This is a genomic window from Achromobacter sp. DH1f (genome assembly GCF_000633435.1).
In the GTDB taxonomy this organism is placed as follows: Bacteria; Pseudomonadota; Gammaproteobacteria; order Burkholderiales; family Burkholderiaceae_B; genus Achromobacter; species Achromobacter deleyi.
On record NZ_AYMF01000025.1, the window covers coordinates 216,021 to 242,346 of the forward strand.

Genomic DNA, 26,326 nt, shown 5'->3' on the forward strand with positions numbered 1-26,326 from the left:
AAGCCATAATTAAAAGGTGATGTGACAATATTAAATCTGAATGATCGCCTTATGTCTTCGGCCCTAGAATTTTCCCTATTCAAGACTAGGAGGCGCCGCCCCATGAATTCGCAATCCGACCGCCAGGCCGCTCTGGACTATCACGAGTTTCCCACCCCGGGAAAGATCTCTGTCGTGGCGTCCAAGCCGCTGACCAACCAGCGTGACCTGGCCCTGGCGTATTCGCCGGGCGTAGCGGCGGCCTGCGAGGAAATCGTGGCGGATCCGGCCAATGTGTTCCGTTACACCGGCCGCGGCAACCTGGTGGGCGTGATCACCAACGGCACCGCGGTGCTGGGCCTGGGCAACATCGGCGCGCTGGCTTCCAAGCCGGTCATGGAAGGCAAGGCGGTGCTGTTCAAGAAGTTTGCCGGCCTGGACGTGTTCGACATCGAAATCAACGAAACCGACCCGGACAAGCTGGTCGAGATCATTGCCGGCCTGGAAGCCACCTTCGGCGGCATCAACCTTGAAGACATCAAGGCGCCGGAATGCTTCACGGTCGAGCGCAAGCTGCGCGAGCGCATGAAGATCCCCGTCTTCCACGACGACCAGCACGGCACCGCCATCACGGTCTCGGCCGCGTTCATCAACGGCCTGAAGGTCGTGGGCAAGAAGATCGACCAGGTCAAGGTCGTGACCTCCGGCGCGGGCGCTGCCGCCCTGGCCTGCCTGGACCTGATGGTGGACCTGGGACTGCCGCTGGAAAACATCTGGGTGACCGACATCGAAGGCGTGGTCTATGAAGGCCGCACCACGCTGATGGACCCGGACAAGGCGCGCTTTGCGCAAAAGACCGACGCCCGCAAGCTGGCCGAGGTGATCGACGGCGCAGACGTGTTCCTGGGCCTGTCGGCCGGCGGCGTGCTCAAGCCGGAAATGGTCGCGGCCATGGGCCCGCGTCCGCTGATCCTGGCGTTGGCCAACCCCACGCCGGAAATCCTGCCGGAAGTGGCGCACGGCGTGCGTGACGACGTGGTCATGGCGACGGGCCGTTCGGACTACCCGAACCAGGTCAACAACGTGCTGTGCTTCCCGTACATCTTCCGCGGCGCGCTGGACGTGGGCGCCACCACCATCACCCGCGAAATGGAAATGGCGGCGGTTCACGCCATTGCCCAGCTCGCCGAAGAAGAGCAGAACGAAGTCGTGGCCGCCGCCTACGGCACCTATGACATCTCGTTCGGCCCCGAATACCTGATTCCCAAGCCGTTCGATCCGCGCCTGATCGTGCGCATTGCCCCCGCGGTGGCCAAGGCTGCGATGGACGGCGGCGTGGCCACGCGTCCGCTGGCCGACCTGGAAGCCTACGAAGAACAGCTGCAGCAGTTCGTGTACCACTCGGGCGCATTCATGAAGCCGCTGTTCTCGGCGGCCAAGCGCATCGTGCGTGGCGGCGGTAAATCGCGCATCGTCTTCACCGAAGGCGAAGACGAACGCGTGCTGCGCGCCGTGCAGGTCATCGTCGACGAAGGCCTGGCCCGTCCGATCCTGGTGGGCCGCCCCGCCGTGCTGCTGTCGCGCATCGAGAAGTTCGGCCTGCGCCTGCGCCTGGGCGAAGACGTCGAAGTCACCAACCCCGAATACGACGAGCGCTTCCATCAGTACTGGACGACGTACTGGGAACTGATGTGCCGCCGCGGCATCACCAAGGAAATGGCGCGCGTGGAAATGCGCCGCCGCCTGACGCTGATCGGCGCGATGATGGTGCACCTGGGCGATGCCGACGGCATGGTCTGCGGCACGGTCGGCGCGTATCACGACCACCTGCGTTTCGTGGACGAAGTGATCGGCCGCCGCCCCGGCGCCAACGTCTACGCCGCCATGAACATCCTGCTGCTCAACGAGCGCACGGTGGTGCTGGTGGATACGCATGTGAACGACGAACCCTCGGCCGAGCAGATCGCCGAGTTCACCATCGCCGCCGCCCGCGAAATGAGCCGCATGTTCCTGGCGCCCAAGGTCGCGTTGCTGTCGCGGTCCAACTTCGGGTCGGGCAGCTCGGCGTCGGGCGCCAAGATGCGCCGCGCGCTGGAACTGGTGCGCGAGGCCGCGCCCGAACTGGAAATCGACGGCGAAATGCACGGCGATTGCGCGCTGGACGAAGCGCTGCGCCTGCGCATCCTGCCGTCGTCCACGCTCAAGGGCGAAGCCAACCTGTTGGTGTGCCCGAACGTGGACGCGGGCAACATCGCCTACAACCTGCTCAAGACGGCAGCTGGCGGCAACGTGGCAGTCGGCCCGATCCTGCTGGGCGCCAACGCACCGGTGCACATCCTGACTTCCAGCTCGACCGTGCGCCGCATCATCAACATGACGGCCATGACGGTGCTGGACGCCAACCGCGTCGAAGGCTGATCCGGCGCGCCTTGTCCTGCGGGGCAAGGCGCTAGCGGGCGCAAACGCCCGTCAGCCGCCGCATGAATGAAAACGCCCGCCTCATCCGTAGATGAGGCGGGCGTTGTTTTTTGGGCGGCCGGCCAGGCCGCGCCGCATCAGTTCGAGCTGGCCTTCCAGGTGCCGTCCGGCTGCTTGCAGAACCAGAACTTCCAGGTCTCGGTCGTCTTGGCGCGGGCGAAATCGCCTTCCAGCAGGCGGCAGGTGCGATCGCCTGACATCGTGCTGGTCTGCAGCGGGGTGATCTTGGCGGTGATGGGGGCCTGCTTGCCCTTGGGCGTGCTGGACCACTGGGTGCTCTGGCCATCGGCCGCGTTGTTCAACGCGTCGGCCACCGCCTTGTGGAAGACGGGTTGGTCGGCCTTGGGGATTTCGGTGATCAGCGCGTGGTTCAGCATCACGGCGGGCGCTGCCAGAGCGACGCTGGACGCGCCGCAGGCGAGCAGGCCGATAGCGATCAGGTGGGTGGTTTTCAAAGCGGACTCCCTCGTTGTTATAGGCAGGAGGCTGCGTGCGCAGCCCATCGGCGTTCACCTGCGATGGTAAGCCAAGCTGCCGGCTCTTGTCTTGAGCCGCGCGCGCCTGCCCTGATGTGGCGCAGAACAGGCAAAAAAAGCCGCCTGGAGAGGCGGCCAAGGTACAACAAGGGGAGGGGTAAATCGGTCAAGGCGGGCGGCCGCGCATCGGCGGCCGCGGCGCGGCTCAGTTGCCGCGGTGGTACGCGCCCGAGAACGGCAGGTCGTTGGGTTCGACGTTGGACACCTGGCCAGCGGCGCGGGCAGCGGCCAGTTCGGCTTGCACTTGCTCGCGGGTCACGCCAGACTGGGGGGCGCCATACACACCTTGGAACGGCATGTCGTTGGGTTCGACGTTGGACACCTGGCCGGCGGCCTTGGCGGCAGCCAGTTCGGCTTGCACCTGGGCGCGGGTCGGGCCTTCGTACGGGGTGCCATAGACGCCCTGGAAGGGCACGTTGTTCGGTTCGATGTTCTGCGACGCGTAGGCGCCGGCGCTCAGGGCGGCCAAGGACATCAATAGGGCGGTGGCAAGGGTCTTTTTCATGGTGAATCTCCGATTTCAAAAGCCGGGGAGCGAATCAGGCGGCCTATCCGTCGTGCTTCGTTGTTGTTTCCCGATGACTGAATGGTGCGCCGATTCTTCCTAGGGATAAACCCGTATATCGGTAAAAGATTTTTCCATTAATGGAAAGTTATTGATGATTTTTGTAATTAGTCTCCATTAATGGCATCGATAGCTCCCTTACCCTCACAGGATGCGCATGGAAAAGCTGGACCTCTCGGGGGTAAAAGCAACGTTGCTGATCACCCTGTACGCCAAGGCCCAGGAAAGCCGCCTGGCGGATTCCCTGTTGCGCGACCACTACGCGGCGGACGCGGTGGCGCGCATCGACCACGACTTTTCGACGCTGCATCTGCGCGACGATGAAATGATCGGCCTGGCCATGCGGGCCCATGCGCTGGATGGCTGGACCCGCGAATTCATCGACGCGCACCGCGAAGCCACCGTGCTGCACCTGGGCTGCGGGCTGGATACCCGGCTGTTCCGGGTGGACCCGCCGCCCGAAGTGGCCTGGTTCGAAGTGGACTATCCCGAGGTCATCGCCCTACGCCGCAAGCTGTATCCCGACCGCGCCGATTGCCGCCTGATCGCGTCGTCGGTGACGGATCTGGCCTGGCTGGCGCAGGTGCCCGCGGGCCGGCCGACGCTGGTGGTGGCCGAGGGTCTGTTCCTGTATCTGCCCGAAGCCTCGCTACTGGCGCTGCTGCGCACCGTCACGACCCAGTTTCCGACGGGCGAGGTGATCTTCGATGCCTATAGCGACCTGGGCCTGGCGCTGGTGGCGCGCAACCGCATGATCCGCGCGACCGGGGCGACCACGCGCTGGAGCCTGAACCATTCGCAGGACCTGGAGGCGCAGGTGCCGGGTCTGAAGCTGCGCACCGAGCAGATGGTGCAGGAAGGGCGCAGCCCGGCCCAGGTAGCGCGTTATACGCTGCTGTCGCGGGTGCTGATCGGGTGGATGCGGCGGCTGGCGCCGTTGCGGCGCGTGGGGCGGCTGCTGCGATACCGCTTTTAGGAGGTGAATCCCGACACGGCGGTGGGCGCGACGCCGTTGCAGTCAGCGGACCCTGGGCAACTTGTGGCGCCGGCCCTGGTCAGTAATGGGGCGGCAGTTCGTCGCGCAGGCTGCGAAACGGCGCCGCGCCTTCGGGCGCTTGCTGGCGCAGGTCGGCCACCTCGCGCTGCAGCCGGTCGATCTGCTGCTGTTGGCGCACGATGATCTGGTTGAGCTGTTCGAGCAGGTCGTCGGCGAAACTGGCCTTGACCTCCAGGTCGAGCAGCCGGCGTTCGATGTCTTGCGAATTTTCCATGCCAGTATTAGAACCCATTCCCCGCGCCCCAGGAGCCTCGAGTGACCGATCACCCCCGCCGCCGCGCCCCGCTGTCCCGCCCGATTCTGCACAGCCTGCTCGGCATGGCGCCGGCCATGGCGGCCGTGGCGCAGTCGCAGGCGCCCGAGACGGCGCCGGTGGTGGTGACCGGCACGCGGCTGGGCGTGTCCGTGCTGGAGACGCCCGCGTCGGTGGATGTGGTCGAGGGCAGCGCGATGCGCCGCGGCCAGCCCGGCATCAATCTGTCGGAAGGACTGGGCGGGGTGCCGGGCCTGCAGGTGCAGAACCGCCAGAACTACGCGCAGGACCTGCAGATTTCCAGCCGCGGCTTCGGGGCGCGGTCGACCTTCGGGGTGCGCGGGGTGCGGCTGTATGTGGACGGCATTCCGGCCACGATGCCGGACGGGCAGGGGCAGACCTCGAACATCGACATCGGCTCGCTGGATCGGGTGGAAGTGCTGCGCGGGCCGTTTTCGGCGCTGTACGGCAATTCGTCGGGCGGCGTGATCCTGGCCTATACCGAGGATGGCGCCGCGCCGCCGTCGGTGTCGGCCTCGGGATGGGGCGGCAGTTTCGGCACCTGGCGCTATGGCGCCAAGGCGTCGGGCGCAGAAGGCGCGGTGGACTATGTGCTGGACCTGTCGCGCATGACCACGGACGGCTTTCGCGACCGCAGCGCGGCGCGCAAGAACCTGGGCAACGCCAAGCTGGGCGTGCAGCTCGATGATGCCAGCCGCCTCACCCTCGTGGCCAACAGCGTCGACCTCAAGGCGCAGGATCCGCTGGGACTGACCTATGCGCAGTTCCAGGACGATCCGCGCAGCGCCGACCTGGCCTCGCAGTACGACACCCGCAAGACCGTGCGCCAGACGCAGGGCGGCCTGGTCTACGAGCGCCATGTCGACGGCGCCAATACGCTGCGCGTGATGCTGTATTACGGCCAGCGCGACACCACGCAGTTCCAGGCGATTCCGCCTGCGGCCCAGGCCGCGCCGACGCAGGCAGGCGGCGTCATCGACCTGACGCGGCGCTACGGCGGCGCAGACCTGCGCTGGACGTCCGAACTGGAAATGGCCGGGCGGCCGCTGACGCTGATCGGCGGCTTTGCCTACGACACGATGCGCGAGACCCGCCGCGGCTACCAGAACTTCACCGGCACGGGCAGCAGCCAGCAATTGGGCGTGCAGGGCGCGCTGCGGCGCGACGAGACCAACACCGTCTACAACGCCGATCCCTACGTGCAGGCCTCGTGGCGCGTGGCGCCGCAATGGACACTGGACGCGGGCCTGCGCTACAGCACGGTGGATTTCGATTCGCGCGATCACTACATCGTGCCCGGCAACGGCGACGACAGCGGCAGCGCACGCTACCGCCGCGCCTTGCCGGTGGCGGCCATCGGTTATGAACCTGCGGCGGGCACGCGCCTGTATGCGTCATATGGGCGCGGCTTCGAGACGCCGACGCTGAACGAAATCTCGTACCGGCCCGGCGGCCTGCCGGGCTTGAACTTCGGCCTGGCGCCGGCGTGGAGCACCCACGTGGAAGCCGGCGTGAAGGCCCGCGTGGGCGACGGCCTGCTCACGGCCGCGGTGTTCCAGGTATCGACGGACGACGAGATCGTCTCGGCCGGCAGCAGCGGTGGACGCACCACCTTCCGCAACGCAGGCCGCACCCGCCGCGACGGCCTGGAACTGGGCTGGTCGACGCGCTTTGCCGGCCAATGGCGCGCGCAGCTGGCCTACACGTGGCTGGATGCGCGGTATCGCGACGACGCGGGCGGCGGCATTCGCGCCGGCAACCGCATCCCGGGCATCGCGCGGCAATCGGCCTTTGCGTCGCTGGGCTGGGCGCCGCCGCAGGGCTGGCAGGCCGCCATCGAAGGGCGTTATCTCAGCCAGCTGTACGCGGACGACGCCAACGACGCGGCGGCGCCCGGGTACGCCGTGGCCGCGCTCTCGGCCGGGTACATCAAGCAGATCGGCGCCTGGGAGTTGAGCGCCTACGCGCGGGTCGACAACCTGTTCGATCGCCACTACGCGGGCTCGGTCATCGTCAACGAAAGCAACGGCCGCTATTACGAACCGGCGCCGGGACGCAGCGTGGGGATGGGGTTGGGGGCGACCTATCGCTATTGAGGGGGGCGGTCTCCGCCATCGCCGTAGCAGAAATCATGGTCTTCACAGGCCGCGCAGCCTGGCGCCGCGGCGGCCGGCAGGCCGGCGTGTTCGCAGGCGGAATAGGCCAGGAATTTCTTCCAGCGCAGGTTGCGGGTGTTGCGCGCCACCAGGCCGGGGTAGTGGCGGGTCAGCAGCGCCGTGACGTCTTCGCGGCCGGTCAGGCCCAGGTCGCGCCACAGGTGGTCGGGGCGCAGGCAGGCGTGCGCGAGCACGCTGGTGACCCATGCGGTCGTGGCGCACTGCGGCGCGCCATAGGCGTTCAGCAGCACGCGCAGCAGCAGGGTGAAGCCCGGCTGGGGGTCGGCCAGGCCTTGTGCGCGGTACGCGGCCAGCCGGGCCGGCAGGTCGAACAGCGCCGGGTCGTGGCTGTCGCGCGCGCCGGGGAACCTCTGCGCCAGCACGTCGTCCAGTTCATCGGGTGCCAGGCCGCTGCGGGCCAGGTCGCCGTGCGCCAGGCTCTTGCCGATCACGGTCGCGAAAAAGGCGGCGTCGGGATCGTCGGGGGCCGCCAGGCGCAGCAGGCGACAGGCCGGCGCGGCGGGGTCTTGGACGGGAGCGGAGGCGGTCAACACGGCTGGCATGGCGAAGGGGGGGCTCGATGAATTACTTCAAGTGTTAATCAAAGCGATATAAGCTCAAATATATAACGAACGCGCCGCGCATTCGCCTTGTCTGCCGTCAAGCGCCGCCTGGGTCCGCCGTGGTCGGACGGGGCGAGCCAGGGCGGTATCATCGGCCCGCCTTCCACTTCCAGGCCCTTTCCGGATGCTCCCAGCCTTGCCGCCCGTGTTTCCCCGCCGTCTTGGCGCCGCTTTACTGACGTTGGCCGGCCTGTTTGCCGTTGCCGCGCCGCCGCCGGCTGCGGCCTACGACATCGGCGCCGTGATCGACGCGGTGCGCCTGTCGCGCTATCCGCTGCGCGAACCCGAACGCCGCGCCTGGGGTACCGAGAATGCCAAGGACGCGCTGCTGGTCGGGCAGATGGAAAACCGGCTGTACCTGTACCGCTACGTCCGGGGCGCGCAAGCCGGCGCGGCGGCGGAACTGGCCTTTCGGTCGCGGCCGCTGGTGATCGATCCGGCCGGCTGGAATGTCTCGCGGCAAGAGACCGTCAGCGTGGCGGCGCCGCGCGAGGGGCAGTCGTTCTACTGGGTGGCCTATACCTATAACGACGCCGACGGCAGCCAGGCCAATGGCTTTCTGGTGGATGCGACCGGCGCGGCGGTGACGGTGCATGCGGATGCCGCCCGCGTGGTGGCGACGGCCGACCGCCCCTGGGACGACGCGCGGCGCGCGGCGGCGCTGGCCACGCTCAAGCCCGCGTTGGTGGCGTATCCCAGCCCGCTCAAGGCATTTCCCGCGGACGTTCGTTACGAATACCAGGCGCCGGTCGATGGGGCTGCCACCTTCCGCAAGCTGCACCAGGTGGCGTTCGCCATTCCCCGCAGCAAGGCCGCCGAGTTCAACCGGGCGCTGGCGGACCTGCGCCGCTTCGTGCTGGAAACGGACTATCGCGAGATCGATCCAGCTGGCCAGGACCCCGAGGCCCTGGCCGCCTTGAACGACTACGGTTTCTGGCTGGCCGAGGCCGGCAACCCGGCCGAGGCCGACGCGGTGCTGGGCGAGGTGCTGCGGCGCGACCCGGCGCGCACGCCCGCCTACCTGAACCGCGCCGATGCACGCCTGAAGCTGCGCGACCAGCGGCGCGATCAGCGCAGCTATTTCGAAACCTTGGCGCAGGAAGACTACCGCCTGTATTGCACGCGCCGCCTGGCCGCGGGCGAGCCGATTCCGGCCAAGGTGGCCGAGCGTATCGGCGCGGCGCTGGGCGCCAAGGCGCTGGATGCGGCGGTGTGCCGGCCCCGGCTGGCGATTTTCCAGGCGATCCGGGCGGGCGACCTGGACGCCGTGCGCGCGGAACTGGCGCGCGGGCAGGACCCCGACGGCGTCAACGAAAACGGCGTGTCGGCGCTGAATGCGGCCACGTCGGCCAAGCAGATCGAGATGGTGCGCGCGCTGCTGGCAGCGGGCGCACGGGTCGACGCCCCCACGCGCGGCGCGCCGCTCGTGTCCAGCGCCTTGCCGGATGGCCGCGATACCCGCCCGCTGGCCGAACGCTATGCGCTGGCCGACGTGCTGGTGGCGGCGGGCGCGTCGCTCGAAGCTCCCGATTCCAACGGCACGCCGCTGCTGCTGCGCCGGGTGGCGTATTCGGCCGAGGACAAGGACACGCTGGACTACCTGCTGGCCAAGGGCGCCAACCCCAACGGCCGCGACAAGAGCGGACGCACGGTGCTGCACGCGGCCATGGGCAGCCCGGCCAGGTTCTGGTTTGCCGAGAAGCTCCTGGCCAAGGGCGCCGACATCAACGCGGCCTATATCCGCATGTACTACGGCAGCCAGGCCATGTGGGAAACCCCGCTGCTGGAGGCGCTGCGCGAAGCGCCCGTCGAAGACCTGAAGCCGCAGTCCGCCTACGTCCCGTCCGAGCGCGTGGCGTTTGCGCTGGCGCAAGGCGCGGACCCGGCGGTGGGCGGCTACGGGCCCAAGGATGGCCAGGTGCGCGCCGGCCTGGACGAGGCGTTCAGCCTGGCGGCGCGGCTGTTGTCGCCTGAACTGGTCGACCAGCTGGCGCAGGCCGCCGCCGGCAAGCCGCATGCCCCCATGACGATGGCGCCGATGTCCAGTCTGCTGCGGCAGTGGAACGAGGTGGAACTGCGGGCCGACGCGAAACAGAACAGCGCCGAATGGAACGGCCAGCGCGCCCGGCTGCGCGCCACCGCCGACCGCCTGCTGGCGGCAGGCGTGCCGTTGGCGTATGTGGCCAACGCGACGGGCACCGTGAACAACCAGATCGCGCCGCTGTCGCTGCCGTGGCTGCCGGATGACCTGTATCAGGCCTGGCTGGCGGCCGGGGCAAATCCGTCGGACCGCAGCGACGGGTCCCTGCGCCTGCGCGGCGTTTCTGACCCCGGCGCGCTGCCGCTGGTGATCATGCTGCAGCAGGGCAACGAGGCCAAGGTGCGCATGCTGCTCGAGCACGATGCCGCCTTGTACGCCACGCCGGCGCGTTGCGGCATGGCGGTGGCGGACATGCTGGCCTGGCAGGGCAGCGATGGCGGCCCCTTGTCGCCGTCGGCGGCGCGGGCGATGAAACAGGTGCTGGACGGCGCCGCCAACGCGCCTGCCTGCGATCTGGACCAGGGCGCGCGGGTGCAGCCGTATGTCGGCATGACCGCGCGGCAATTGGCGGACAGGCTGGGCATCACGCTCGTGGTGAAGGCGCCGGGCCAATAAGCCAGGCGCATCCCGCAAAAAAAACAGGCGCCGCAAGGCGCCTGTTTTGTCGTCAGCGAGTGACGGGTCTTACATGGCGTGGCCCATGTTGACGTTCATGTTGTACAGCACCCAGGCCGAACCGCCGACGATGATGGCGATGATCAGCACGGTGAAGACAAACGTGGCCAGGTTGTCGCGGGCCGATTTCGAAGCGCCCATGTGCAGGAAGTACACCAGCTGAACCAGCAGCTGGAGCACGCACAGCGCCACCACGCCGATGATCGTGATGGTGTGGGACAGCGCGCCGCTCATCACCAGGCCGAACGAGCCGAAGGTGAGCAGAAGCGAGAGCACGAAACCGATGATGTAGGACTTCAGGCTGCCGTGGTCGGCGGCGTGATCGTCGTGGCCGTGTGCGGCCGCAGCGGAGTGCGACATCAGAGGGCTCCCAGAAGATAGACGAAGGTGAAGACGCAGATCCAGACGATGTCCAGGAAGTGCCAGAACAGGCTCAGGCACGCCAGACGACGCTTGTTGATCGAGTCCAGGCCATGGCGGCGGATCATGTCGATGAGGATGACGATCCAGATCAGGCCGAACGTGACGTGCAGGCCGTGCGTACCGATCAGCGTGAAGAACGCCGACAGGTAGGCGCTGCGGCCGGGGCCCGCGCCTTCGGTGATCAGGTGATGGAATTCATAGACTTCCATCGCGATGAAGCCCGCGCCGAACAGGAACGTGACCATCAACCAGCCGATTGCGCGGCTCTTGTTGTTGGCGTGCACGTTCAGGTTGGCCATGCCGAAGGTGAAGCTGGAAAAGAGCAGCAACAGGGTTTCGACCAGCACGAACTTCAGGTCGAACAGTTCCTTGCCCGTCGGGCCGCCCGCGGTGGCGTTGGACAACACCGCGAACGTGGCGAACAGCACCGAAAAGATCAGCAAGTCGCTCATGAGGTAGACCCAGAAACCGAAAACGGTCTTGGATCCATCGTCATGGTGCGCGTGATCGTCGTGACCCGCGTGGGGGTGAGTGGCTACGGCTTGAATCATGGCTCAGGCGGCCTTCTGCATTTTTTCAAAGTGGGCGTTCTCGATCCGCTCGACTTCAGCGGCCGGGACCCAGTAATCGACGTCGCGGTCGTAGGCGCGGACGATGAACGAACCGATCATGCCGACGAAACCAACGATGGCGAGCCACCAGATGTGCCAGATCAAGGCAAAGCACATGACCAGGCCGAAGGCGCCGATGTACACGCCGGCACCGGTGTTCTTGGGCATGTGGATGTCTTCGTACTTGGCCGGGCGCTTGTAGGCCTTGCCGTTCTGCTTGTCTTCCCAGAACTGGTCCAGTTCATCGACGTGAGGAACGTGGGCGAAGTTGTAGAAGGGAGCAGGCGAAGAGATCGACCATTCCAGCGTACGGCCATCCCAGGGATCGCCGGTGACGTCCTGGTTCTGCTTGCGCTGGCGAACCGAGACGAACACTTGCTGCAGCAGGAACCAGATGCCCAGCATGATCAGCGCGGCGCCAGCCAGCGCGACCAGCAGGTAGGGCTGCCATTCGGGGTTGTCGTAGTGGTTCAGGCGACGCGTCATGCCCTTGAAGCCCAGGATGTACAGGGGCATGAAGGCCATGAAGAAACCGACGAACCAGCAGTAGAACGAGTAACGGCCCAGGCGCTCGTTCAGCGTGAAGCCGAACGCCTTCGGGAACCAGTAGGTCATGCCGGCGATGCAACCGAACACCACGCCACCGATGATGGTGTTGTGGAAGTGGGCGATCAGGAACAGGCTGTTGTGCAGCACGAACGACACGCCGGGGATGGCCAGCATCACGCCGGTCATGCCGCCGATGACGAACACGATCATGAAGCCCAGCGTCCACAGCACCGGCGTGGTGATGCGCAGGCGGCCGCGGTAGATGGTGAACAGCCAGTTGAAGATCTTGGCCCCGGTCGGGATCGAGATGATCATTGTGGCAATGCCGAAGAACGCGTTGACGTTGGCCCCCGCACCCATGGTGAAGAAGTGGTGCAGCCAGACCAGGAACGACAGCACGCCGATGGCGGCCGTGGCGTAGACCATGGACTTGTAGCCGAACAGGGTCTTGCGGGCGAACGTGGCAACCACTTCGGAATACACGCCGAAGGCGGGCAGCACCAGGATGTAGACCTCGGGGTGGCCCCAGATCCAGATCAGGTTCACGTACATCATGACGTTGCCGCCCATGTCGTTCGTGAAGAAGTGCGTACCCAGGTAGCGGTCGGCGGTCAAGAGCGCCAGGGTGGCGGCCAGCACGGGGAAGGCGGCCACGATCAGCACGTTGGTGACCAGCGAGGTCCAGGTGAAGATCGGCATCTTCATCAGGCTCATGCCCGGCGCGCGCATGCGCAGGATGGTCACGATGAAGTTGATGCCGCTAAGCGTTGTGCCCAGCCCTGATATCTGCAGCGCCCAGATGTAGTAGTCCACCCCGACGCTTGGGCTGTAGTCCAGCCCCGACAGCGGCGGATAGGCGAGCCAGCCGGTCGCGGCGAATTCGCCCACGAACAGCGAGATCATCATCAGCGCGACGCCGGCGCCGAACAGCCAGAAGCTCAGCGAGTTCAGGAACGGGTAGGCCACGTCGCGGGCGCCGATCTGCAGCGGCACCACGATGTTCATCAGCCCGGTGATGAAGGGCATCGCCATGAAGAAAATCATGATGACGCCGTGGGCGGTGAAGATCTGGTCGTAGTGGTGCGGCGGCAGGAAGCCGGCGGAGTCGGCCGAGGCGACGGCCAACTGGGTACGCATCATGATGGCGTCGGCAAAGCCGCGCAGCAGCATGATCAGGGCGACGATGATGTACATCACGCCGATGCGCTTGTGGTCGACCGAGGTCAGCCATTCCGTCCAGAGGTACTTCCACTTGCGGAAGTAGGTGAGGGCGCCGAAGACCGCTAGGCCTCCCAGGCACACGGCGGCCAGCGTAACCATGACGATAGGTTCATGGTACGGAATGGCCTCGAGGGTGAGTTTCCCGAGCATTGTTAGTTGATTCCTGCGATCAGATTATTCGACGTGGGGGTGCACGTGGCGGAGTCCACGCCGGCCATCTTGGACATGGTGCTGCCCAGGATGAACTCGAACATCGACGGCGGCACCGAGGCGTACTTGACGACCGGATTGCGCTCGCTGCGCTTGGTCAGTTCCTGGTAGGCCTCGGGGGTCAGCGTCGTGGCCGATGCCTTGGCTTCCTTGACCCAGTTGTCGAATCCTTCCTGCGACGTGGCGATGGCCTTGAAGCGCATGCCGGAGAAGCCGGCGCCGCTGTAGTTGGCCGAAATGCCGGCGTAGGTGCCGGGTTCGCGCGCGTTCAGGTGCAGCTTGGTTTCCATGCCCGCCATCGAATAGATCTGGCTGCCGAGCTGGGGAATGAAGAACGAGTTCATGACCGACGCCGAGGTGATCCGGAAATTGACCGGCACGTCCACGGGGAACGCGATCTCGTTGACGGTGGCGATGTCGTACTCGGGGTAGATGAACAGCCACTTCCAATCCAGCGAAACCACCTCGATGGTCACCGGCTTGTGCTCGGACACGAGCGGCTTGTAGGGGTCCAGCGCATGGGTGGAGCGCCAGGTGATCACCGCGAGAATCGCCACGATGATACAAGGCACGGTCCAGACCACGATTTCGATGGCCGTGGAGTGGGCCCACTTGGGCTGGTAGTCAGCTTTGGTGTTGGACGCGCGGTACTTCCAGGCGAAGGACACAATCATGAAGAGGACCGGAATCACGACCAGGAGCATGAGCCCCGTCGCCGTGAACAGCAGGGTCCGTTCCTGCATGCCGATGTCTCCCTTGGGGGAGAGGATTTCCATGTTGCAGCCGCCAAGCAGCATGACCGCGCCGACGCCGAAAATGCGCGTAAGGGTCGCAAGGAGGGGGTGTTTCACGTACAGCCTTGGATGGAGGGTGGGAAATGCTGCGGAGCAGCAGACTGGAATGCTGCTAGGCAGCAACGTCCATCCTATCGGCTTGATCTGGGTCAAGGCTGCGACGAAAGGTCGCATTGCCTGGCCGGCATTTGCCCCCAAGACCCTGGGTTAGGGGTTTTCCCTGGCGGGACAAGGGCTTGCGGCGGAGGGTGGGGGTGCGACGATATGTCGCACCTGCACAATGATGGATTGTTGCGATGTGTCGTATCCGCGCCAATCAGTCGACCAGGACCTCGCGTTCCGGCCCCGGTTTCTTTGCCAGCTTGCGCTGGAGCGAACGCCGGTGCATGCCCAACAGGCGGGCCGCGGCCGACACGTTGCCGCCGGTCTCGTGCAGCGCCTGGTGTATGTGTTCCCATTCTAGGCGGTGCAAAGGCGTCATGGTGCTTTCGATCGTAACCGTATCCGCCTTCACCAGGCCCAGGGTGCGCAGGATCATCGGCGCGGTGGCGGGCTTGGGCAGGTAGTCGTCGGCGCCGCGCTTGATGGCCTCGACCGCGGTGGCCACGCTGGCGTAGCCGGTGACCAGCAGGATGCGCATGTCGGCGCGCAGGGCGCGAAGGGGACGGATCAGGGTCAGGCCCGAGTCCTCGCCCAGGCGCAGGTCGACCAGGGCGAAGGCGGGGCGGATTTCCTCGGCCACGCGCAGGGCCTCGGCGATGCCGGTGGCGGTTCGGGTTTCCAGGCCGCGGCGCGACAGGCTGCGCTGCAAGGTGCGCACATACAGCTCGTCATCGTCGATCAAGAGGCCAAGATCGGTCGGATTCAACATGTCAGGTCCCGGGGCTGCCCAGGGGCAGGTAAAAGCGGATGCGGGTGCCGCCGCCGTCGGCGGCCGTCATGGTCATTTCGCCGCCCAGTTGCTCGACGGTGGCGTGCGACAGGGCCAGGCCCACGCCCAGCCCTCCCGGCTTGCCGCTGTTGAACAGGCTGGTGGCCGGCAGCAGCGTCTGGTCGGGGTCGAAGCCGCGGCCGTAGTCGCGCACTTCGCCCCGCAGGGCGCCGTAGCCGTATTCCAGGTGCAGGTCCACGCGCGGCTCGTCGGCGGCTTCGCCGGCATCGGCCGCGTTGTTCAGCAAGGCCTGCAGCAGGTGGGCGATGGCCGGGTCGACCCGCAGGCTGGTCGGCAGGGCGCCCGAGCGTTGCAGGTTGATGGTCGGCCGGATCAGCCGCCATTGCCCCACCACGCGCACCAGGTCCACCGCAGTTGGGACCGCCAGATTGCGGATGCGTTCCCGGCACAGGGCCAGCAGCTGGCTGAGGGTGGCGACGTCGTCCTTCAGGTCGGGGTCCTTGACCTCGGCGGCGATTTCGTCGGCCAGCAGGGTCATGGTGGCCAGCGGGGTGTTCAGTTCGTGCGCCATCGCCGCGGCGTGGGTGGCCAGGGCCACGATGCCCTCGTTGCGGGTGAAGCGTTCGCGCAGGCGGGCCAGTTCGCGTTCGCGGGCCCGCAGGTCGGACGCCAGGCGGGTCGAGAACACCAGCACCACCACCACGGAAATCAGGAAATTGGCCGACAGCCCCCACAGCAGCAGGGTGTGGGTGTTGACGTCGCCGCGCAGCGGCTGGCCGAAGATGGCGGCGGCCGCGTAGCCGGAAATGCCGGCCAGCGCGGCGGCCAGCGCCCAGTTGCGCGGCAGCGCCAGCGCCGCCAGGGCGGTCAGGATCAGGAACATCATCCCGAACGGATTGCTCAGGCCGCCGCTCCAGCCCACCATCCAGGCCAGCGCGGCCATGTCCACCAGCAGGTGGGCGAAGGCGGTGGCGTGGGACAGGTCGCGGCTGTGCCGCAAGCGCAGGCTGGCGTAGACGTTGAAGCCGATCAGCACGCCCACGCCGATCCACAGGGGTTCGAGCGGCAAGGCCAGGCCCAGCACGCTGCTGGCGACCAGGATGGTGGCGGCCTGGCCCGCGATGGCGAGCCAGCGCAGGCTGCAGAGGGTACGCAGGAAGGAAAAGGCGGAACTACCGGGCATATCCAGACACAGGGTTGCCGGCACAACCGCCGGCGGCTACGGGCGCCCGGCGGCGCGGAACGCTGTCATCCGGGGCGCGGCGCAGGGGCACCGGCTGCCGTCAGGCCCCGCGAGGGCGCTGGCGGCGGATGTGCTGGCATTGTATGTGGAATCACGGCGCACCGCAGGCGCGGGGGCGTGCAATGCGTCCCTGATATCAGCCCCGCCAGCGGCTGGCAGGCGAGCCTTGAGGCTGCGCGCCGCTGTGCCGGGGCCGGCCGAGCCGGGGTGCTACTGGATGGCGGACGTGCCGCTATGGGCCATCGGGGTGGGCGGGTAGCTTTCCTGGTCGGACGCCATCTGCCCCTGCATTTCGGCCGTCTGCAGGTCCTGTTCGACCTGCGCCCGGCTTTCCATGGCGCCATTGGTGGCGACGGCGGGCGGGTAGTCTTCCTGGCCGAAGGTGTATTGGCCGTCCTGCTTGGACTGCGCCAATTCGGCGCTGACCTGGGCCGAGGTCTTGGCCGTGGGGGCCGGGTAGCTCACCCGCCAGTCGCCGAACGCGTCGCGCTTGTAGGTCGCGGTGGGCATCGTGGACTGGACTTGCTGGGCTTGCACGGTGGTGGCGGCGGCGGTCAGGCCGGCGCAGAGCAACAAAGTCGCTGTCAGGGTCTTCATGAAACGCTCCTAGCAATCAAAGCAAACGGCCGGGAATCGTGGCCGCGCCGTCGTCCCGGATGCGGTCTTGGGACGATTTCCTGTGATGCTGGCAATGCCTGCCGGGGGCGTCGGGTGGCGGCGCACCCCGGCGTTTTCAGTTCGACCGGGGGCGCGCCTTTACGTTGCAGGAAAACGCGTGCTGGCCTGCAAACAGCTATTTCAAGCTTGAAATACAGGTGTCAATCCGCTTGCAGCGGCAAAGGCCCTTATTTCAATGGCCGTGGCCGGCGGCGGGCGGTGCGGCGGTGGCCGACAGCGGGCGCGCCACGGCCGTCACCGGCACGCGTTGCTGCTTGCCTGCGGCGTCCTGCAGCACCAGCGTCAATGCGACGGGATCGCCCACCGAAATCTGCTTGGCCAGGTCGATCAGCATGACGTGGTAGCCGCCTGGCTTCAGTTCCACCGGTTGGCCGGCAGGCAGGTCGATGGCGGATACCTGGCGCATCTTCATGACGTCGTTCTGCATGGCCATTTCATGCACTTCGGTGTGCTTGGCGGCGTCGGACTCGACGGCGACCAGGCGCGTGGGGGCGGCGGCGGTCAGGCGCATGAAGACGCCCGTGGCGTGCTGGTTGGGCACGGTGGCGCGAACCCAGGCGTCTTCCACCTTGAGCGCGGCGTCCTGGGCCAGGGCGGGGGCGGGGGCCAGCGTCAGCGCGCTCAGGGCGAAGGCGGCGGCCAGGGAAGCGAAAGCGGTCTTTTTCATGGGAAGTTCCTTGTTCAGAGGGGCGCGGCGCTTACAGCACCGTGCGCAGGTCGTCGGCGCACTGCTCGGCGCTTTGCTGGTGGCGCAGGGCCAGGCGCAGCTTGCCCTGGGCGTCGATGATGTAGGTCAGCGCCGTGTGGTCCATGGTGTAGGACGAACCGGTGGGCACCTTCTGGTAGAACACCTTGAATGATTGGGCGGCCGCGCGGGTCTGTTCGGCGTCGCCGCGCAGGCCGACGAATTCCGGGTCGAACGCCTGGGTGTAGGCGCGCAGGATTTCCGGCGTGTCGCGCTCGGGGTCCACGGTGATGAACAGGATGCGCAGCTTCTTGGCGGCCTCGGGGCCGAGCAGGCTCTTGATCTCCAGCGCCCGGGTCAGGGCGGTGGGGCAGATGTCCGGGCACTGGGTGAAGCCGAAGAACAGCATCACGGTCTGGCCGCGGTAGTCGGCCAGCTGGCGTTGCCGGCCGTCAGTGTCCTGCAGCTGGAAGTCGCCCGTGGGCATGCTGGACAGGTCCATGCCGTTGAGCTTGGGGGCATCCGGGCCGCAGCCGGCCAGCGGCAGCAGGGCCAGGGTGGACAGCAGCAGGCGCCGACGGCGGTCGGGCGTGGTCGCGCCGCCCTGGCGGGCGCGCGTGATAAGGGAATGCATGAAAACCTCGTCGAAAGACGGTTCGCGACAGGCGCGGCGCAGGCCGCGCGCAAGGGGCGGAGTCAGGCGACGAAGGGCGGGGCGCGCGACCCCAGCGGCGGCCCTTGGGCCGGCTGCACGGGCAACGCATCAGGGGGGGGCGCCGGCGGGGGCGCGTGGCGGCCGGCGGCCAGGGCCAGCGGCGCCACGTAGGGCGTGGGGGCAGGGGTGACGTGGGCCAGCAGCCCGAAGGGGCACTGCGCGCCCGTGTCGGCGCTGCGGTGCTCGCCCGGGCCGTCGGCGGTCTTGCCAACGGCGGGCAACGCGATCCGGAAGGTGGACAGGTCGCCCGCGGCCGAGCAGAAGGTGACTTCCAGCCGGCCGTCGTGCAGCGCGCGGGCATCGGGCATGTAGCCCGCCGGCACCACGGCGCGCAGCAGCACCGCCAGGAACGCCAGCCACAGCACGCCCCGGACGCGCACGGCGCCGCAGGCTTGCAGAAGGCGGATCAAGGCAGGCATGGCGCGATTTTAGGGCAAGCGCCGGGCTGGCCAGGGGGCGGCAGCGTGCGGCGCAGTGTCGCAGCGCCGGGGCCGTGCGTGGGGGCGGTCAGGGGCGTCAGGCATCGGCTTCAGTCGTCAGCGTCCAGCCGCCGGATCAGGGCAATGTAGCGGCGCTGCGCCTGGTCCGGCGGCAGGCCGGCCAGCAGGCGCCAGGACGCGTGTTCGATCTGCTCGCGCGCGCTGGCGTCGGCGTCGGCCTGGGCCGGCGCATCGCCGTGGCGGGCCTGCTGCTCGTAGGCTTGCAGCCGCAGGGCCACGCCGGTCGAGGGGGCCTGCGGCAGGGCGCGCAGTTCGATCACGGCGGCTTCGAAGGCATCGGTCAGCGCGTCGGCGGGTATGTCCAGCGTGGCCCGGTCCATCGCATCGCCTTCGGGTTCCAGGCCGCTGGCCACGGCCAGTCGGCGCCACAGCGCGTCTTCGGCAGCCGGGTCCGCCGCCGTCGAGGTGACTTTGGCGATCTGCTGGTTGCGCAGGCGTAGCGTGTGGGTCGAGGCGCCGCGGAACACGGTGGCCCCGTCCTGCACCTGGAAGGTCAGCGGCACGGCGATCGAGCGCCCGGCCAGCTCGGGCTTGCCGACGCTGTCGACGGTGAAGGTGTTACGCGAATAGTCCATGACCCGCGAGAACAGATCCACCAGGCCGCCGCGGCCCTGGTAGACGCCGGCCAGCGGGCTGTCGCCCTCTTCGTGCCAGGCCACGTCTTCGGCGAACAGCGGGAACAGCGCTTCGAACTCGCCCGACAGCATGGCATCGCGATAGGCCTGCAGCAGGCGTTCGGTGTCTTCGCCGGTCATGGCGGCGGCCCGGCCCGGGCGCGTGGCGACGGCGGGGCGCTTGTCCATGAATTGCAGGATGTCGGCGGCGACGCGGTCGCGGTCGTTGTCCACGCAGATCATGTGATAGCTGTTGTCCAGCAGCACCAGCCGGCTGTCGGGAATGGCGTCGTTCAGGTAGTGCGCCGAACGCACCGACGTCAGCTCGTCTTCGTGGGCATGGATGATCAGGCTGGGGCAGGTGATGGCGTTCAGCCCGCGTTGCACGAAGCGCCGCAGCCGGTCGACCTCGCGCACGCAGGCCAGCGGCACCCAGCGGTAATGGAAGTTCTCGCCGCGTTCGAACTTGGCCTTGACGATGGATCGCACCAGCTCGTTCTTGATGCCGTAGGGTTCTTCTTCCTCGACCCGCATGCGCGCGGCCAGGCCGGGAATGCGGTAGACCAGGTTGCGCAGGCCCCGGTACCAGGGCGTGCTCCAGCCGTCGATGAAGACGGGCGCGGCCAGGCTGACCAGCTTGCCCTTGCGGTGCTGCACGCGCTTGCACAGTTCCACCGCCAGCAAGGCGCCCAGGCACATGCCAACCACGTGCACGGTCTCGTAGCGCTCGGCCACCTCGCGGTACTTCGCGGTCACGGCGTCCAGCCAGTCTTCGGCGCGCACGGGCAGCAGGTCCTCGGGCGTGGTGCCGTGACCCGGCAGCGTCAGCGTGTGCGTCTCGATGCCGGCGCGCTTCAATATCTTGTGCAGCGACCCCAGGTCGTACTGGGTGCCGCCCAAGCCGTGGATGAGCAGGGCTCCTGTGCTATTGGACATCTGCCTGCTCGACTTCGCCCAGCCGCCACATGCCCGCCACCACGGCGACGCTGCCATCGAAATCCGGCAGCGGCGACCCCCGGTCGCTCACCACGCGCCAGCCGCCACCCGCGTGCGCCAGGCGGAACAGCAGCGGCGTGCGGTCCTGGCCGCCGGCGCGCCGGGCGGCCCAGTGCAGCGTCAGGCGGGCGCGGTCGTCGGGGTGGGCCAGCGCCAGCAACGCGTCCAGGCTGGAGATCGCGCCGGTCGGCAGGCCAAAGGCGTCGTGCAGATCGCCGGCCAGTTCGAACGAGCCGTCAAAGGGGTTGTAGCGGTACATCAGCTGGTGGCTGCCGGCCAGCGCCAGGTCGAAGCGGCCGCGCCATTGCTCGGCGTTTTCCAGTTCCTGCGCGCGGGCGCCGCGCAGCGTATTGACCAGCAGGATCAGCAGCGCGGTCACGACCAGGTAGACCTGGGTGGCCAGCAGCACGTGCCAGTGGTCGTTGGCCTCGACGAAGGGGCCTTCGCCTTGCGCGCTCTGGTACAGCGCCATCAGGGTCAGCGTGATGACGGCCAGGGTGCCGCCCAGCGGCCCCCACACCAGCGCGGTCAGTACCGCGAACACCAGCGGCAGGTAGGTCAGCTCGAAGGTGACCACATACGGCAGGTTCTTGATCATGTCGCCGTCGAACGTCATGAAGGTCGAGACGATCAGGGCGACATAGGCGGTGGCGCCCAGCGCCAGGTCGCGCATGCGCGGGCCGCCGGAGCGGCGCGGGCGAAAGTGCGCCCAGCCGGTGACGGCCGGCGCCAGGATCAGGATGCCGCCCAGATAGGCCGCGACCCAGGTGCGCAAGCGGACCCAGGCATGGGCTTCCTGGGTCATCCACAGCCAGCTGCCATTGAGCAGGGCCGACAGGGCGGCGCCCACCACCGCGCCGGCCAGCAGCGCGGCCACGGCGCCCACGCCGCCATCGCGCGGGGTCAGGCGCTGGATGGTCCAGGCCGCGGTGATGCTGGACAGGCCGGCCGTGATGGCGAACACCAGCGCCGTGGCCGGTTGGCCGCGGGTGAAGCTGGTGATCACGATCTGCGCAAAGAAGAAGGCCGCCAGCAGCAACGGCCAATTGCGGCGCTGCGTCAAGAGATAGGCGCCCACCGCCACGCCGGGCGGCAGCCAGACGAAGACGGCGTGGCTGACCGGGTCGTTCAGCAGGCGTGAAAACAGGCCGCACAGCAGGTACGGGATCGCCCATAGCAGGCAAAACGGATTTCTTCGGGGCGCTTGGGGGGTTCCCATGTGGTTCCTTGCAGACGCGGTGTTCCATGACGAGCCGCAGCTCGTGGCAATGAGCGGGTTATACACGCCCCGGGGCCGTCTGCCAAAGCCGCCGGGGCATACTTCCGTCCGAAAATCTTGGTACCCTTGGACGCAGTCGTTTCCCACTTGCTTCAGGATTCAGTGCTCTCCTTGCCCGCCCAGACCCTGTCCGCTTCCCATTTTGCCGCCGCGCCGGGGCGCGTATCGGCACACTTTTCTGTCCGTGCCGCCCGGTTTTTCCGGTGGGCGTTGTTGGCCGCCCTGCTGGCCTTGCTGGCGGCCTGCGGCACCACCAAGGTCCAGCCGGGCTACTACCGGGTCCAGTCGGGCGACACCCTGACGCAGATCGCGCGCAAGCAAGGCACCAGCGTATCGAACCTGGTGCGCTGGAACAACCTGTCCAACTCCAATTCGATCGAGGTCGGGCAGATGCTGCGGGTCCAGGCCCCGGCGGGTCAGGCCAGTTCGTCCCCGCCCACCCAGTCGCGCGGCAAGGCATCGCAAGGCACCAAGTCGCCGGCGCCCGCCATGGGCAAGCGGCGCACGGCGCCGCCGGGGGCGATTTCGCTGGTCTGGCCGGCGCAGGGCAAGGTCACGCGCGGCTACGACGGGTCCGGCTCCAACGGCATCGTCATTTCCAACAGCACCGGCACGCCCGTCGTGGCGGCCGCAGCCGGCACCGTGGCCTATTCCGGCAGCGGCCTGCGCGGCTACGGGCACCTGGTGATCGTCAAGCACAGCACCAGTTTCCTCAGCATCTACGCCCACAACAGCAAGCTGCTGGTCAAGGAAGGCCAGCGGGTCAGCCAGGGCCAGAAGATCGCGGAAATGGGCAACAGCGACAGCAAGCAGGTCGGGCTGTATTTCGAGTTGCGGTACGACGGCCAGGCCGTCGACCCCGCGGGTTCCCTACCGAGCCGATAGGCTGGTCTACCCGGGATGCCCCGCGTCCTGCGTCAAGGTCGAGATGAAGGCAGCGGTGCGCGGGTCGGCGGGCTGGGTGAAGAGGTCGCGGGAGGCGCCGGATTCGACCACGGTGCCGTCCAGCAGGAACACCACTTCGCGCGAGACGCTGGCGGCCAGGCGCAGGTCGTGCGTGGCCATCAGCATGGTCATGCCTTCGTTGGCCAGCTGGCGCAGCACGTCCACCACTTCGGCCGCCAGGCCCGGGTCCAGCGCCGAGGTCGGCTCATCGCACAGCAGCACACGGGGGGCGGGCGCCAGGGCGCGGGCGATGGCCACGCGCTGCTGCTGGCCGCCGGACAGATTGGCCGGCCAGGCTTCGGCCTTTTCCAGCATGCCGACTTTCTTCAGCAGTTCCTCGGCGCGCGCGCGGGCGCGGTCGGCCGGCCATTTCTGTACGGTCACCAGCCCTTCCATGACGTTGCCGATCACGGTCTGGTGCGGAAACAGCTGGAAATTCTGGAACACCATGCCGGTCTGCTTGCGCACCCGCTGGACCTGATCGCGCGACAGTTTCAGGCCGGGCTCGAATTCGACCTGTTCGGGGCCGATTTCCAGCAGGCCGCGGTCGGGCACTTCCAGCAGGTTGACGCAGCGCAGCAGCGTGCTCTTGCCGCTGCCGGATGGGCCGATCAGGGCGGTGACGCTGCCTTCGGCGATGCTCACGTCCACCTGCTTGAGCACGGGGTTGCCGCCAAAGGATTTTTCGATCTTGTCCAGGCGGATCATCGCTTGTTCTCGGTAAACACGGCATGCTGGCCGAAGCGCCGTTCCAGGCGGACCTGGGCGGCAGACAGCACCGAGCTGAACACCAGGTAGATCAGCGCGGCCTCGGTGTACAGGATCAGCGGCTCGTAGGTGACGGCGGCGATGCGCTGCGCCGCCTGGAAGATCTCGGGCACCGTCAGCACGGCGGCCAGGGACGTGTCCTTGACCAGCGCAATGAACGAGTTCGACAGCGGCGGCACCGCCACCCGGGCCGCCTGCGGCAGCACCGTGCGGCGCAGCGCCTGGGCGCGCGTCATGCTCAGCGAATAGGCCGCTTCCCATTGGCCCCGCGAGATGGATTCGATCGCACCGCGAATGACTTCCGAGTTGTAGGCCCCCACGTTCAGCGTGAAGCCGATCAGCGCGGCCGGCAGCGGGTCAAGCACGATGCCGACGCTGGGCAGGCCGTAGAAGATCACGAACAGCTGCACCAGCAGCGGCGTGCCGCGGATCAGCCAGACATAGAACCGCACCAGCGCCACCAGCGGGGCGGGGCCGAACAGCCGGATCAGCGCCACCACGAAGGCCAGCGCCAGCCCCAGCGCGAACGACATCAGCGTCAGCGGCACGGTGAACACCAGCCCGGCGTGCAGCAACGGCCAGAACGAGTCGGCCATCAGCTGCACCCAGGCCGGCACGGCCCAGCCGGCCACTTGCGCCAGGATCCAGTCGGGCAGGACGGCCTGCAGCCACGAGGGTAGCGTCATGAAGCGGGCCGCTTACTGCTGCGTGGACAGGTCCGTGCCGAAGTACTTGACCGAGATGGTCTTGTAGGTGCCGTCGGCCTTGATGTCGGCCAGCGCCTTGTTGATGGCAGCGACCAGTTCAGGGTTGTTCTTACGCAGCAGCACGCCCGAATTGCTGAACTCGGCGGCCTTGTCAGTGGCGGCGATCTTGACCTTGGCGTTGGGCTTTTGCTTCTTGAAGTCCAGGAACGACAGGTTGTCGTTGACCGTGGCTTCGACGCGGCCCGAGGTCAGGAGGTCGATGGCTTCATTGAAGCCCTGCACCGCCACGACGTCGGCGCCGTGGCTTTGCGCCAGCTTGCCGAAGTTGCTGGTCAGCGTGTTGGCGGACTTCTTGCCCTTCAGGTCGTCGAAGGACTTGATGGTGGTGTTGTCGTCGCGCACGATCAGCACGGCGGCCGACGAGATGTACGGATCGGAAAAGTCGTATTTGGCGCGGCGCGCGTCGGTGATGCCGACCTGGTTGATGACGGCGTCGTAGCGCTTGGCGTCGAGTCCGGCGATCAGGCCGTCCCATTTGCCTTCGACGAATTCGGCTTTCACGCCCAGGCGCTGGGCGATGGCGCGGCCGATGTCGACGTCAAAACCGGTAAGCTGGCCGGAGGCGTCGTGGAAGGTGAAGGGGGCGTAGGTGCCTTCGGTGCCGATCTTGAACACGCCGGCGGATTTGATCTGGTCCAGCCCCGACTGGGCGTGGGCGGCGGACAGGGCGGCGACCTGGACGAGGCCGGCGATGAACAACGAGCGCAAGAGTTTCATGGCAATGCTCCACGGATGGGATATCACTGTGGAGAGCATGTGGCACTTGCGATGCCCTCCGGCGTAGCCGCACTCTAACAACGCGTCTATTTTTCCACAAAGCATAAGGAATAGTAAAAATATAGCGGCAAGTCATATGGATAGATCGCGCCCCGGGCCGAGCGGCACGGGGTATTTCAGAGCGTGATACAGACGGAGACAGGCGTGCAACAACAATGGAACAGGCGGGCTTTCATGATGGCCGCGGCGGGCGCCGCGGCGATGGCCGGGGTGGCGCCGGCGCATGGCGGAGGCGGCTTGCGGCGCATGCCGGGCGGCGGCAGCATCACCGACGTGGCCGGGCTGAAGGTGGGGCATTTCACCGATACCCGTCGCCCGACTGGTTGCACGGTCATCATTGCCGAGGCGGGCGCCGTGGGCGGGGTGGACGTGCGCGGCGCGGCGCCGGGCACGCGCGAGACCGACCTGCTCAATCCGGTCAACATGGTGGAAAAAGTGCACGCCGTGATGCTGGCCGGCGGCAGCGCCTTTGGCCTGGAGGCCGCTACCGGCGTGATGCGCTACCTGGAAGAACGCAAGATCGGCTTTGACGTCGGGGTGGCGCACGTGCCCATCGTGCCCGCGGCCATCCTGTTCGACCTGGGCGTGGGCGACGCATCGATACGGCCCGATGCCGCGGCCGGCTACCAGGCCTGCAAGTCGGCCACGGCCAAGCCGCCGCAAGAGGGCAACGTGGGCGCCGGCGCCGGGGCCACGGTGGGCAAGCTGTACGGCGCCAAGCGCGCCATGAAGGGCGGCCTGGGCAGCGCCTCGCTGACTGTGGCCGGCGTGACGGTGGGCGCTATCGTGGCCGTCAACGCGGTGGGCGACGTGCTGGACCCGGCCAGCGGCCGCATCCTGGCCGGCGCCCGCACGGCCGACGGCAAGCACCTGCTGGACACCCGCGCGGCGATCCTGGCGGGCGATCTGCCGACGTCGATGCGCGAGGGCGCCGCCACCACCATCGGCCTGGTCGCCACCGATGCCAAGCTGACCAAGGCGCAGGCGCAGAAGTTGGCGCAGATGGCGCACGACGGCCTGGCCCGCACCATCAACCCTATCCACACCATGCTGGATGGCGACACGGTATTCGCGCTGGGCACCGGCGTGTCGGGCAAGCCGGGCAACCCGATGCTGCTGGGCGTGATGGCGGCCGAAGCGATGGCGATTGCGGTGCAGCGCGCCATCCTGGCGGCGCGGGCGCTGGAAGGCTATCCGGCCGCGGTGGATTTCATCGCCTGAACACCGTTTTTCCTGGAGGACGCTGGCGTGCCTTTGATCGGGCACGCCCCTTGC

25 protein-coding genes are annotated in these 26,326 nt (G+C 67.5%); 6 read left to right on the forward strand and 19 right to left on the reverse strand.

Translation table 11 applies throughout. The annotated features are described in order from the left end of the window. The first annotated feature begins 102 nt into the window (after positions 1–102). On the forward strand, positions 103–2,397 hold the full coding sequence (locus tag U858_RS0121805) for an NADP-dependent malic enzyme (protein ID WP_025139284.1): 2,295 nt from the start codon (positions 103–105) through the stop codon (positions 2,395–2,397). A gap of 137 nt (positions 2,398–2,534) precedes the next feature. Here U858_RS0121805 and U858_RS0121810 read toward each other — a convergent pair whose 3' ends face one another. Beyond that, positions 2,535–2,912: a hypothetical protein gene (locus U858_RS0121810; RefSeq protein WP_025139285.1), complete on the reverse strand. Its 378-nt coding sequence runs from the start codon at positions 2,910–2,912 to the stop codon at positions 2,535–2,537. 226 nt (positions 2,913–3,138) lie between these two features. Then, positions 3,139–3,498: a DUF4148 domain-containing protein gene (locus U858_RS0121815; protein ID WP_025139286.1), complete on the reverse strand. Its 360-nt coding sequence runs from the start codon at positions 3,496–3,498 to the stop codon at positions 3,139–3,141. 217 nt (positions 3,499–3,715) lie between these two features. Between U858_RS0121815 and U858_RS0121820 the strand changes: the two genes are divergently transcribed. Beyond that, a complete protein-coding gene (locus tag U858_RS0121820; RefSeq protein WP_025139287.1) occupies positions 3,716–4,534 on the forward strand; it encodes a class I SAM-dependent methyltransferase in 819 nt (272 codons plus the stop codon). Positions 4,535–4,613: 79 nt separating this feature from the next. On the opposite strand, the gene U858_RS0121825 is transcribed toward U858_RS0121820, so the two are convergent. Next, positions 4,614–4,829 carry a SlyX family protein gene (locus U858_RS0121825; protein WP_006391018.1) on the reverse strand — a complete coding sequence of 72 codons (216 nt, stop codon included), beginning with the start codon at positions 4,827–4,829 and terminating at the stop codon, positions 4,614–4,616. Between the two features lie 104 nt (positions 4,830–4,933). Here U858_RS0121825 and U858_RS0121830 point away from each other — a divergent pair, with 104 nt between their 5' ends. Next, positions 4,934–6,985, forward strand: a complete 2,052-nt coding sequence (locus U858_RS0121830) for a TonB-dependent receptor (protein ID WP_051593659.1) — start codon at positions 4,934–4,936, stop codon at positions 6,983–6,985. On the opposite strand, the gene U858_RS0121835 is transcribed toward U858_RS0121830, so the two are convergent. After that, positions 6,979–7,599 carry a nitrogen fixation protein NifQ gene (locus U858_RS0121835; RefSeq protein ID WP_369797702.1) on the reverse strand — a complete coding sequence of 207 codons (621 nt, stop codon included), beginning with the start codon at positions 7,597–7,599 and terminating at the stop codon, positions 6,979–6,981. The two genes, U858_RS0121830 and U858_RS0121835, sit on opposite strands and share 7 nt — an antisense overlap. Positions 7,600–7,792: 193 nt before the next feature. Between U858_RS0121835 and U858_RS0121840 the strand changes: the two genes are divergently transcribed. Then, positions 7,793–10,324: an ankyrin repeat domain-containing protein gene (locus tag U858_RS0121840; protein ID WP_051593649.1), complete on the forward strand. Its 2,532-nt coding sequence runs from the start codon at positions 7,793–7,795 to the stop codon at positions 10,322–10,324. 69 nt (positions 10,325–10,393) lie between these two features. Here U858_RS0121840 and cyoD read toward each other — a convergent pair whose 3' ends face one another. The 12 genes from cyoD to U858_RS0121900 all read right to left on the reverse strand — a co-directional run bounded on the left by cyoD (position 10,394) and on the right by U858_RS0121900 (position 21,734). Beyond that, positions 10,394–10,744: a cytochrome o ubiquinol oxidase subunit IV gene (gene cyoD, locus U858_RS0121845; RefSeq protein ID WP_025139291.1), complete on the reverse strand. Its 351-nt coding sequence runs from the start codon at positions 10,742–10,744 to the stop codon at positions 10,394–10,396. Further along, the gene (cyoC, locus tag U858_RS0121850) at positions 10,744–11,358 is read right to left on the reverse strand and encodes a cytochrome o ubiquinol oxidase subunit III (protein WP_025139292.1); all 615 of its coding nucleotides are present in this window, start codon (positions 11,356–11,358) and stop codon (positions 10,744–10,746) included. The genes cyoD and cyoC overlap by 1 nt, the downstream gene beginning before the upstream one ends. A 3-nt stretch (positions 11,359–11,361) precedes the next feature. After that, the gene (gene cyoB / locus U858_RS0121855) at positions 11,362–13,338 is read right to left on the reverse strand and encodes a cytochrome o ubiquinol oxidase subunit I (protein ID WP_025139293.1); all 1,977 of its coding nucleotides are present in this window, start codon (positions 13,336–13,338) and stop codon (positions 11,362–11,364) included. A 2-nt stretch (positions 13,339–13,340) separates the two neighbouring features. Then, positions 13,341–14,249: a ubiquinol oxidase subunit II gene (cyoA, locus tag U858_RS0121860; RefSeq protein WP_025139294.1), complete on the reverse strand. Its 909-nt coding sequence runs from the start codon at positions 14,247–14,249 to the stop codon at positions 13,341–13,343. Positions 14,250–14,508: 259 nt separating this feature from the next. Continuing rightward, entirely contained in the window at positions 14,509–15,063 is a 555-nt protein-coding gene (locus tag U858_RS0121865) for a response regulator transcription factor (RefSeq protein ID WP_369797704.1), read from the reverse strand. Between the two features lies 1 nt (position 15,064). Continuing rightward, a complete protein-coding gene (locus tag U858_RS0121870) occupies positions 15,065–16,267 on the reverse strand; it encodes a HAMP domain-containing histidine kinase (protein ID WP_025139296.1) in 1,203 nt (400 codons plus the stop codon). Positions 16,268–16,537: 270 nt separating this feature from the next. Further along, a complete protein-coding gene (locus U858_RS0121875) occupies positions 16,538–16,924 on the reverse strand; it encodes a DUF4148 domain-containing protein (RefSeq protein ID WP_025139297.1) in 387 nt (128 codons plus the stop codon). A gap of 253 nt (positions 16,925–17,177) precedes the next feature. Beyond that, positions 17,178–17,672, reverse strand: a complete 495-nt coding sequence (locus tag U858_RS0121880) for a copper chaperone PCu(A)C (protein ID WP_025139298.1) — start codon at positions 17,670–17,672, stop codon at positions 17,178–17,180. A 31-nt stretch (positions 17,673–17,703) separates the two neighbouring features. Further along, the gene (locus U858_RS0121885; RefSeq protein WP_025139299.1) at positions 17,704–18,324 is read right to left on the reverse strand and encodes an SCO family protein; all 621 of its coding nucleotides are present in this window, start codon (positions 18,322–18,324) and stop codon (positions 17,704–17,706) included. Positions 18,325–18,386: 62 nt separating this feature from the next. Further along, complete coding sequence (locus U858_RS0121890; protein ID WP_025139300.1) at positions 18,387–18,824, reverse strand: DUF2946 family protein; 438 nt, start codon at positions 18,822–18,824, stop codon at positions 18,387–18,389. 110 nt (positions 18,825–18,934) lie between these two features. Beyond that, on the reverse strand, positions 18,935–20,455 hold the full coding sequence (locus tag U858_RS0121895; RefSeq protein ID WP_029954196.1) for an acyl-CoA-binding protein: 1,521 nt from the start codon (positions 20,453–20,455) through the stop codon (positions 18,935–18,937). Next, positions 20,445–21,734, reverse strand: a complete 1,290-nt coding sequence (locus U858_RS0121900) for an MASE1 domain-containing protein (protein WP_025139302.1) — start codon at positions 21,732–21,734, stop codon at positions 20,445–20,447. The genes U858_RS0121895 and U858_RS0121900 overlap by 11 nt, the downstream gene beginning before the upstream one ends. A gap of 270 nt (positions 21,735–22,004) precedes the next feature. On the opposite strand from U858_RS0121900, the gene U858_RS0121905 reads away from it, so the two are divergent. Beyond that, positions 22,005–22,679, forward strand: a complete 675-nt coding sequence (locus tag U858_RS0121905; protein ID WP_232786579.1) for a peptidoglycan DD-metalloendopeptidase family protein — start codon at positions 22,005–22,007, stop codon at positions 22,677–22,679. Positions 22,680–22,685: 6 nt separating this feature from the next. Here the strand turns inward: U858_RS0121905 and U858_RS0121910 are convergent, their stop codons facing one another. The 3 genes from U858_RS0121910 to U858_RS0121920 form a co-directional block, all read right to left on the reverse strand. After that, on the reverse strand, positions 22,686–23,447 hold the full coding sequence (locus U858_RS0121910) for an amino acid ABC transporter ATP-binding protein (protein WP_025139304.1): 762 nt from the start codon (positions 23,445–23,447) through the stop codon (positions 22,686–22,688). Further along, positions 23,444–24,124, reverse strand: a complete 681-nt coding sequence (locus tag U858_RS0121915) for an ABC transporter permease subunit (RefSeq protein WP_025139305.1) — start codon at positions 24,122–24,124, stop codon at positions 23,444–23,446. Before U858_RS0121915 ends, U858_RS0121910 begins: the two co-directional genes overlap by 4 nt. A gap of 81 nt (positions 24,125–24,205) precedes the next feature. Then, positions 24,206–24,991 carry an amino acid ABC transporter substrate-binding protein gene (locus U858_RS0121920; RefSeq protein ID WP_025139306.1) on the reverse strand — a complete coding sequence of 262 codons (786 nt, stop codon included), beginning with the start codon at positions 24,989–24,991 and terminating at the stop codon, positions 24,206–24,208. A 204-nt stretch (positions 24,992–25,195) separates the two neighbouring features. On the opposite strand from U858_RS0121920, the gene U858_RS0121925 reads away from it, so the two are divergent. Then, positions 25,196–26,272 carry a P1 family peptidase gene (locus tag U858_RS0121925; protein ID WP_232786580.1) on the forward strand — a complete coding sequence of 359 codons (1,077 nt, stop codon included), beginning with the start codon at positions 25,196–25,198 and terminating at the stop codon, positions 26,270–26,272. Positions 26,273–26,326: the final 54 nt, after the last annotated feature.

Bases quoted from the DNA above. Each gene is read 5' to 3' on its own strand.
- U858_RS0121805 (WP_025139284.1), top strand. From the start codon at position 103: ATGAATTCGCAATCCGACCGCCAGGCCGCTCTGGACTATCACGAGTTT.
- U858_RS0121815 (WP_025139286.1), bottom strand. From the start codon at position 3,498: ATGAAAAAGACCCTTGCCACCGCCCTATTGATGTCCTTGGCCGCCCTG.
- U858_RS0121820 (WP_025139287.1), top strand. From the start codon at position 3,716: ATGGAAAAGCTGGACCTCTCGGGGGTAAAAGCAACGTTGCTGATCACC.
- U858_RS0121825 (WP_006391018.1), bottom strand. From the start codon at position 4,829: ATGGAAAATTCGCAAGACATCGAACGCCGGCTGCTCGACCTGGAGGTC.
- U858_RS0121830 (WP_051593659.1), top strand. From the start codon at position 4,934: ATGGCGCCGGCCATGGCGGCCGTGGCGCAGTCGCAGGCGCCCGAGACG.
- U858_RS0121840 (WP_051593649.1), top strand. From the start codon at position 7,793: ATGCTCCCAGCCTTGCCGCCCGTGTTTCCCCGCCGTCTTGGCGCCGCT.
- cyoD (WP_025139291.1), bottom strand. From the start codon at position 10,744: ATGTCGCACTCCGCTGCGGCCGCACACGGCCACGACGATCACGCCGCC.
- cyoC (WP_025139292.1), bottom strand. From the start codon at position 11,358: ATGATTCAAGCCGTAGCCACTCACCCCCACGCGGGTCACGACGATCAC.
- cyoB (WP_025139293.1), bottom strand. From the start codon at position 13,338: ATGCTCGGGAAACTCACCCTCGAGGCCATTCCGTACCATGAACCTATC.
- U858_RS0121865 (WP_369797704.1), bottom strand. From the start codon at position 15,063: ATGTTGAATCCGACCGATCTTGGCCTCTTGATCGACGATGACGAGCTG.
- U858_RS0121870 (WP_025139296.1), bottom strand. From the start codon at position 16,267: ATGCCCGGTAGTTCCGCCTTTTCCTTCCTGCGTACCCTCTGCAGCCTG.
- U858_RS0121875 (WP_025139297.1), bottom strand. From the start codon at position 16,924: ATGAAGACCCTGACAGCGACTTTGTTGCTCTGCGCCGGCCTGACCGCC.
- U858_RS0121880 (WP_025139298.1), bottom strand. From the start codon at position 17,672: ATGAAAAAGACCGCTTTCGCTTCCCTGGCCGCCGCCTTCGCCCTGAGC.
- U858_RS0121885 (WP_025139299.1), bottom strand. From the start codon at position 18,324: ATGCATTCCCTTATCACGCGCGCCCGCCAGGGCGGCGCGACCACGCCC.
- U858_RS0121890 (WP_025139300.1), bottom strand. From the start codon at position 18,824: ATGCCTGCCTTGATCCGCCTTCTGCAAGCCTGCGGCGCCGTGCGCGTC.
- U858_RS0121895 (WP_029954196.1), bottom strand. From the start codon at position 20,455: ATGTCCAATAGCACAGGAGCCCTGCTCATCCACGGCTTGGGCGGCACC.
- U858_RS0121900 (WP_025139302.1), bottom strand. From the start codon at position 21,734: ATGGGAACCCCCCAAGCGCCCCGAAGAAATCCGTTTTGCCTGCTATGG.
- U858_RS0121910 (WP_025139304.1), bottom strand. From the start codon at position 23,447: ATGATCCGCCTGGACAAGATCGAAAAATCCTTTGGCGGCAACCCCGTG.
- U858_RS0121920 (WP_025139306.1), bottom strand. From the start codon at position 24,991: ATGAAACTCTTGCGCTCGTTGTTCATCGCCGGCCTCGTCCAGGTCGCC.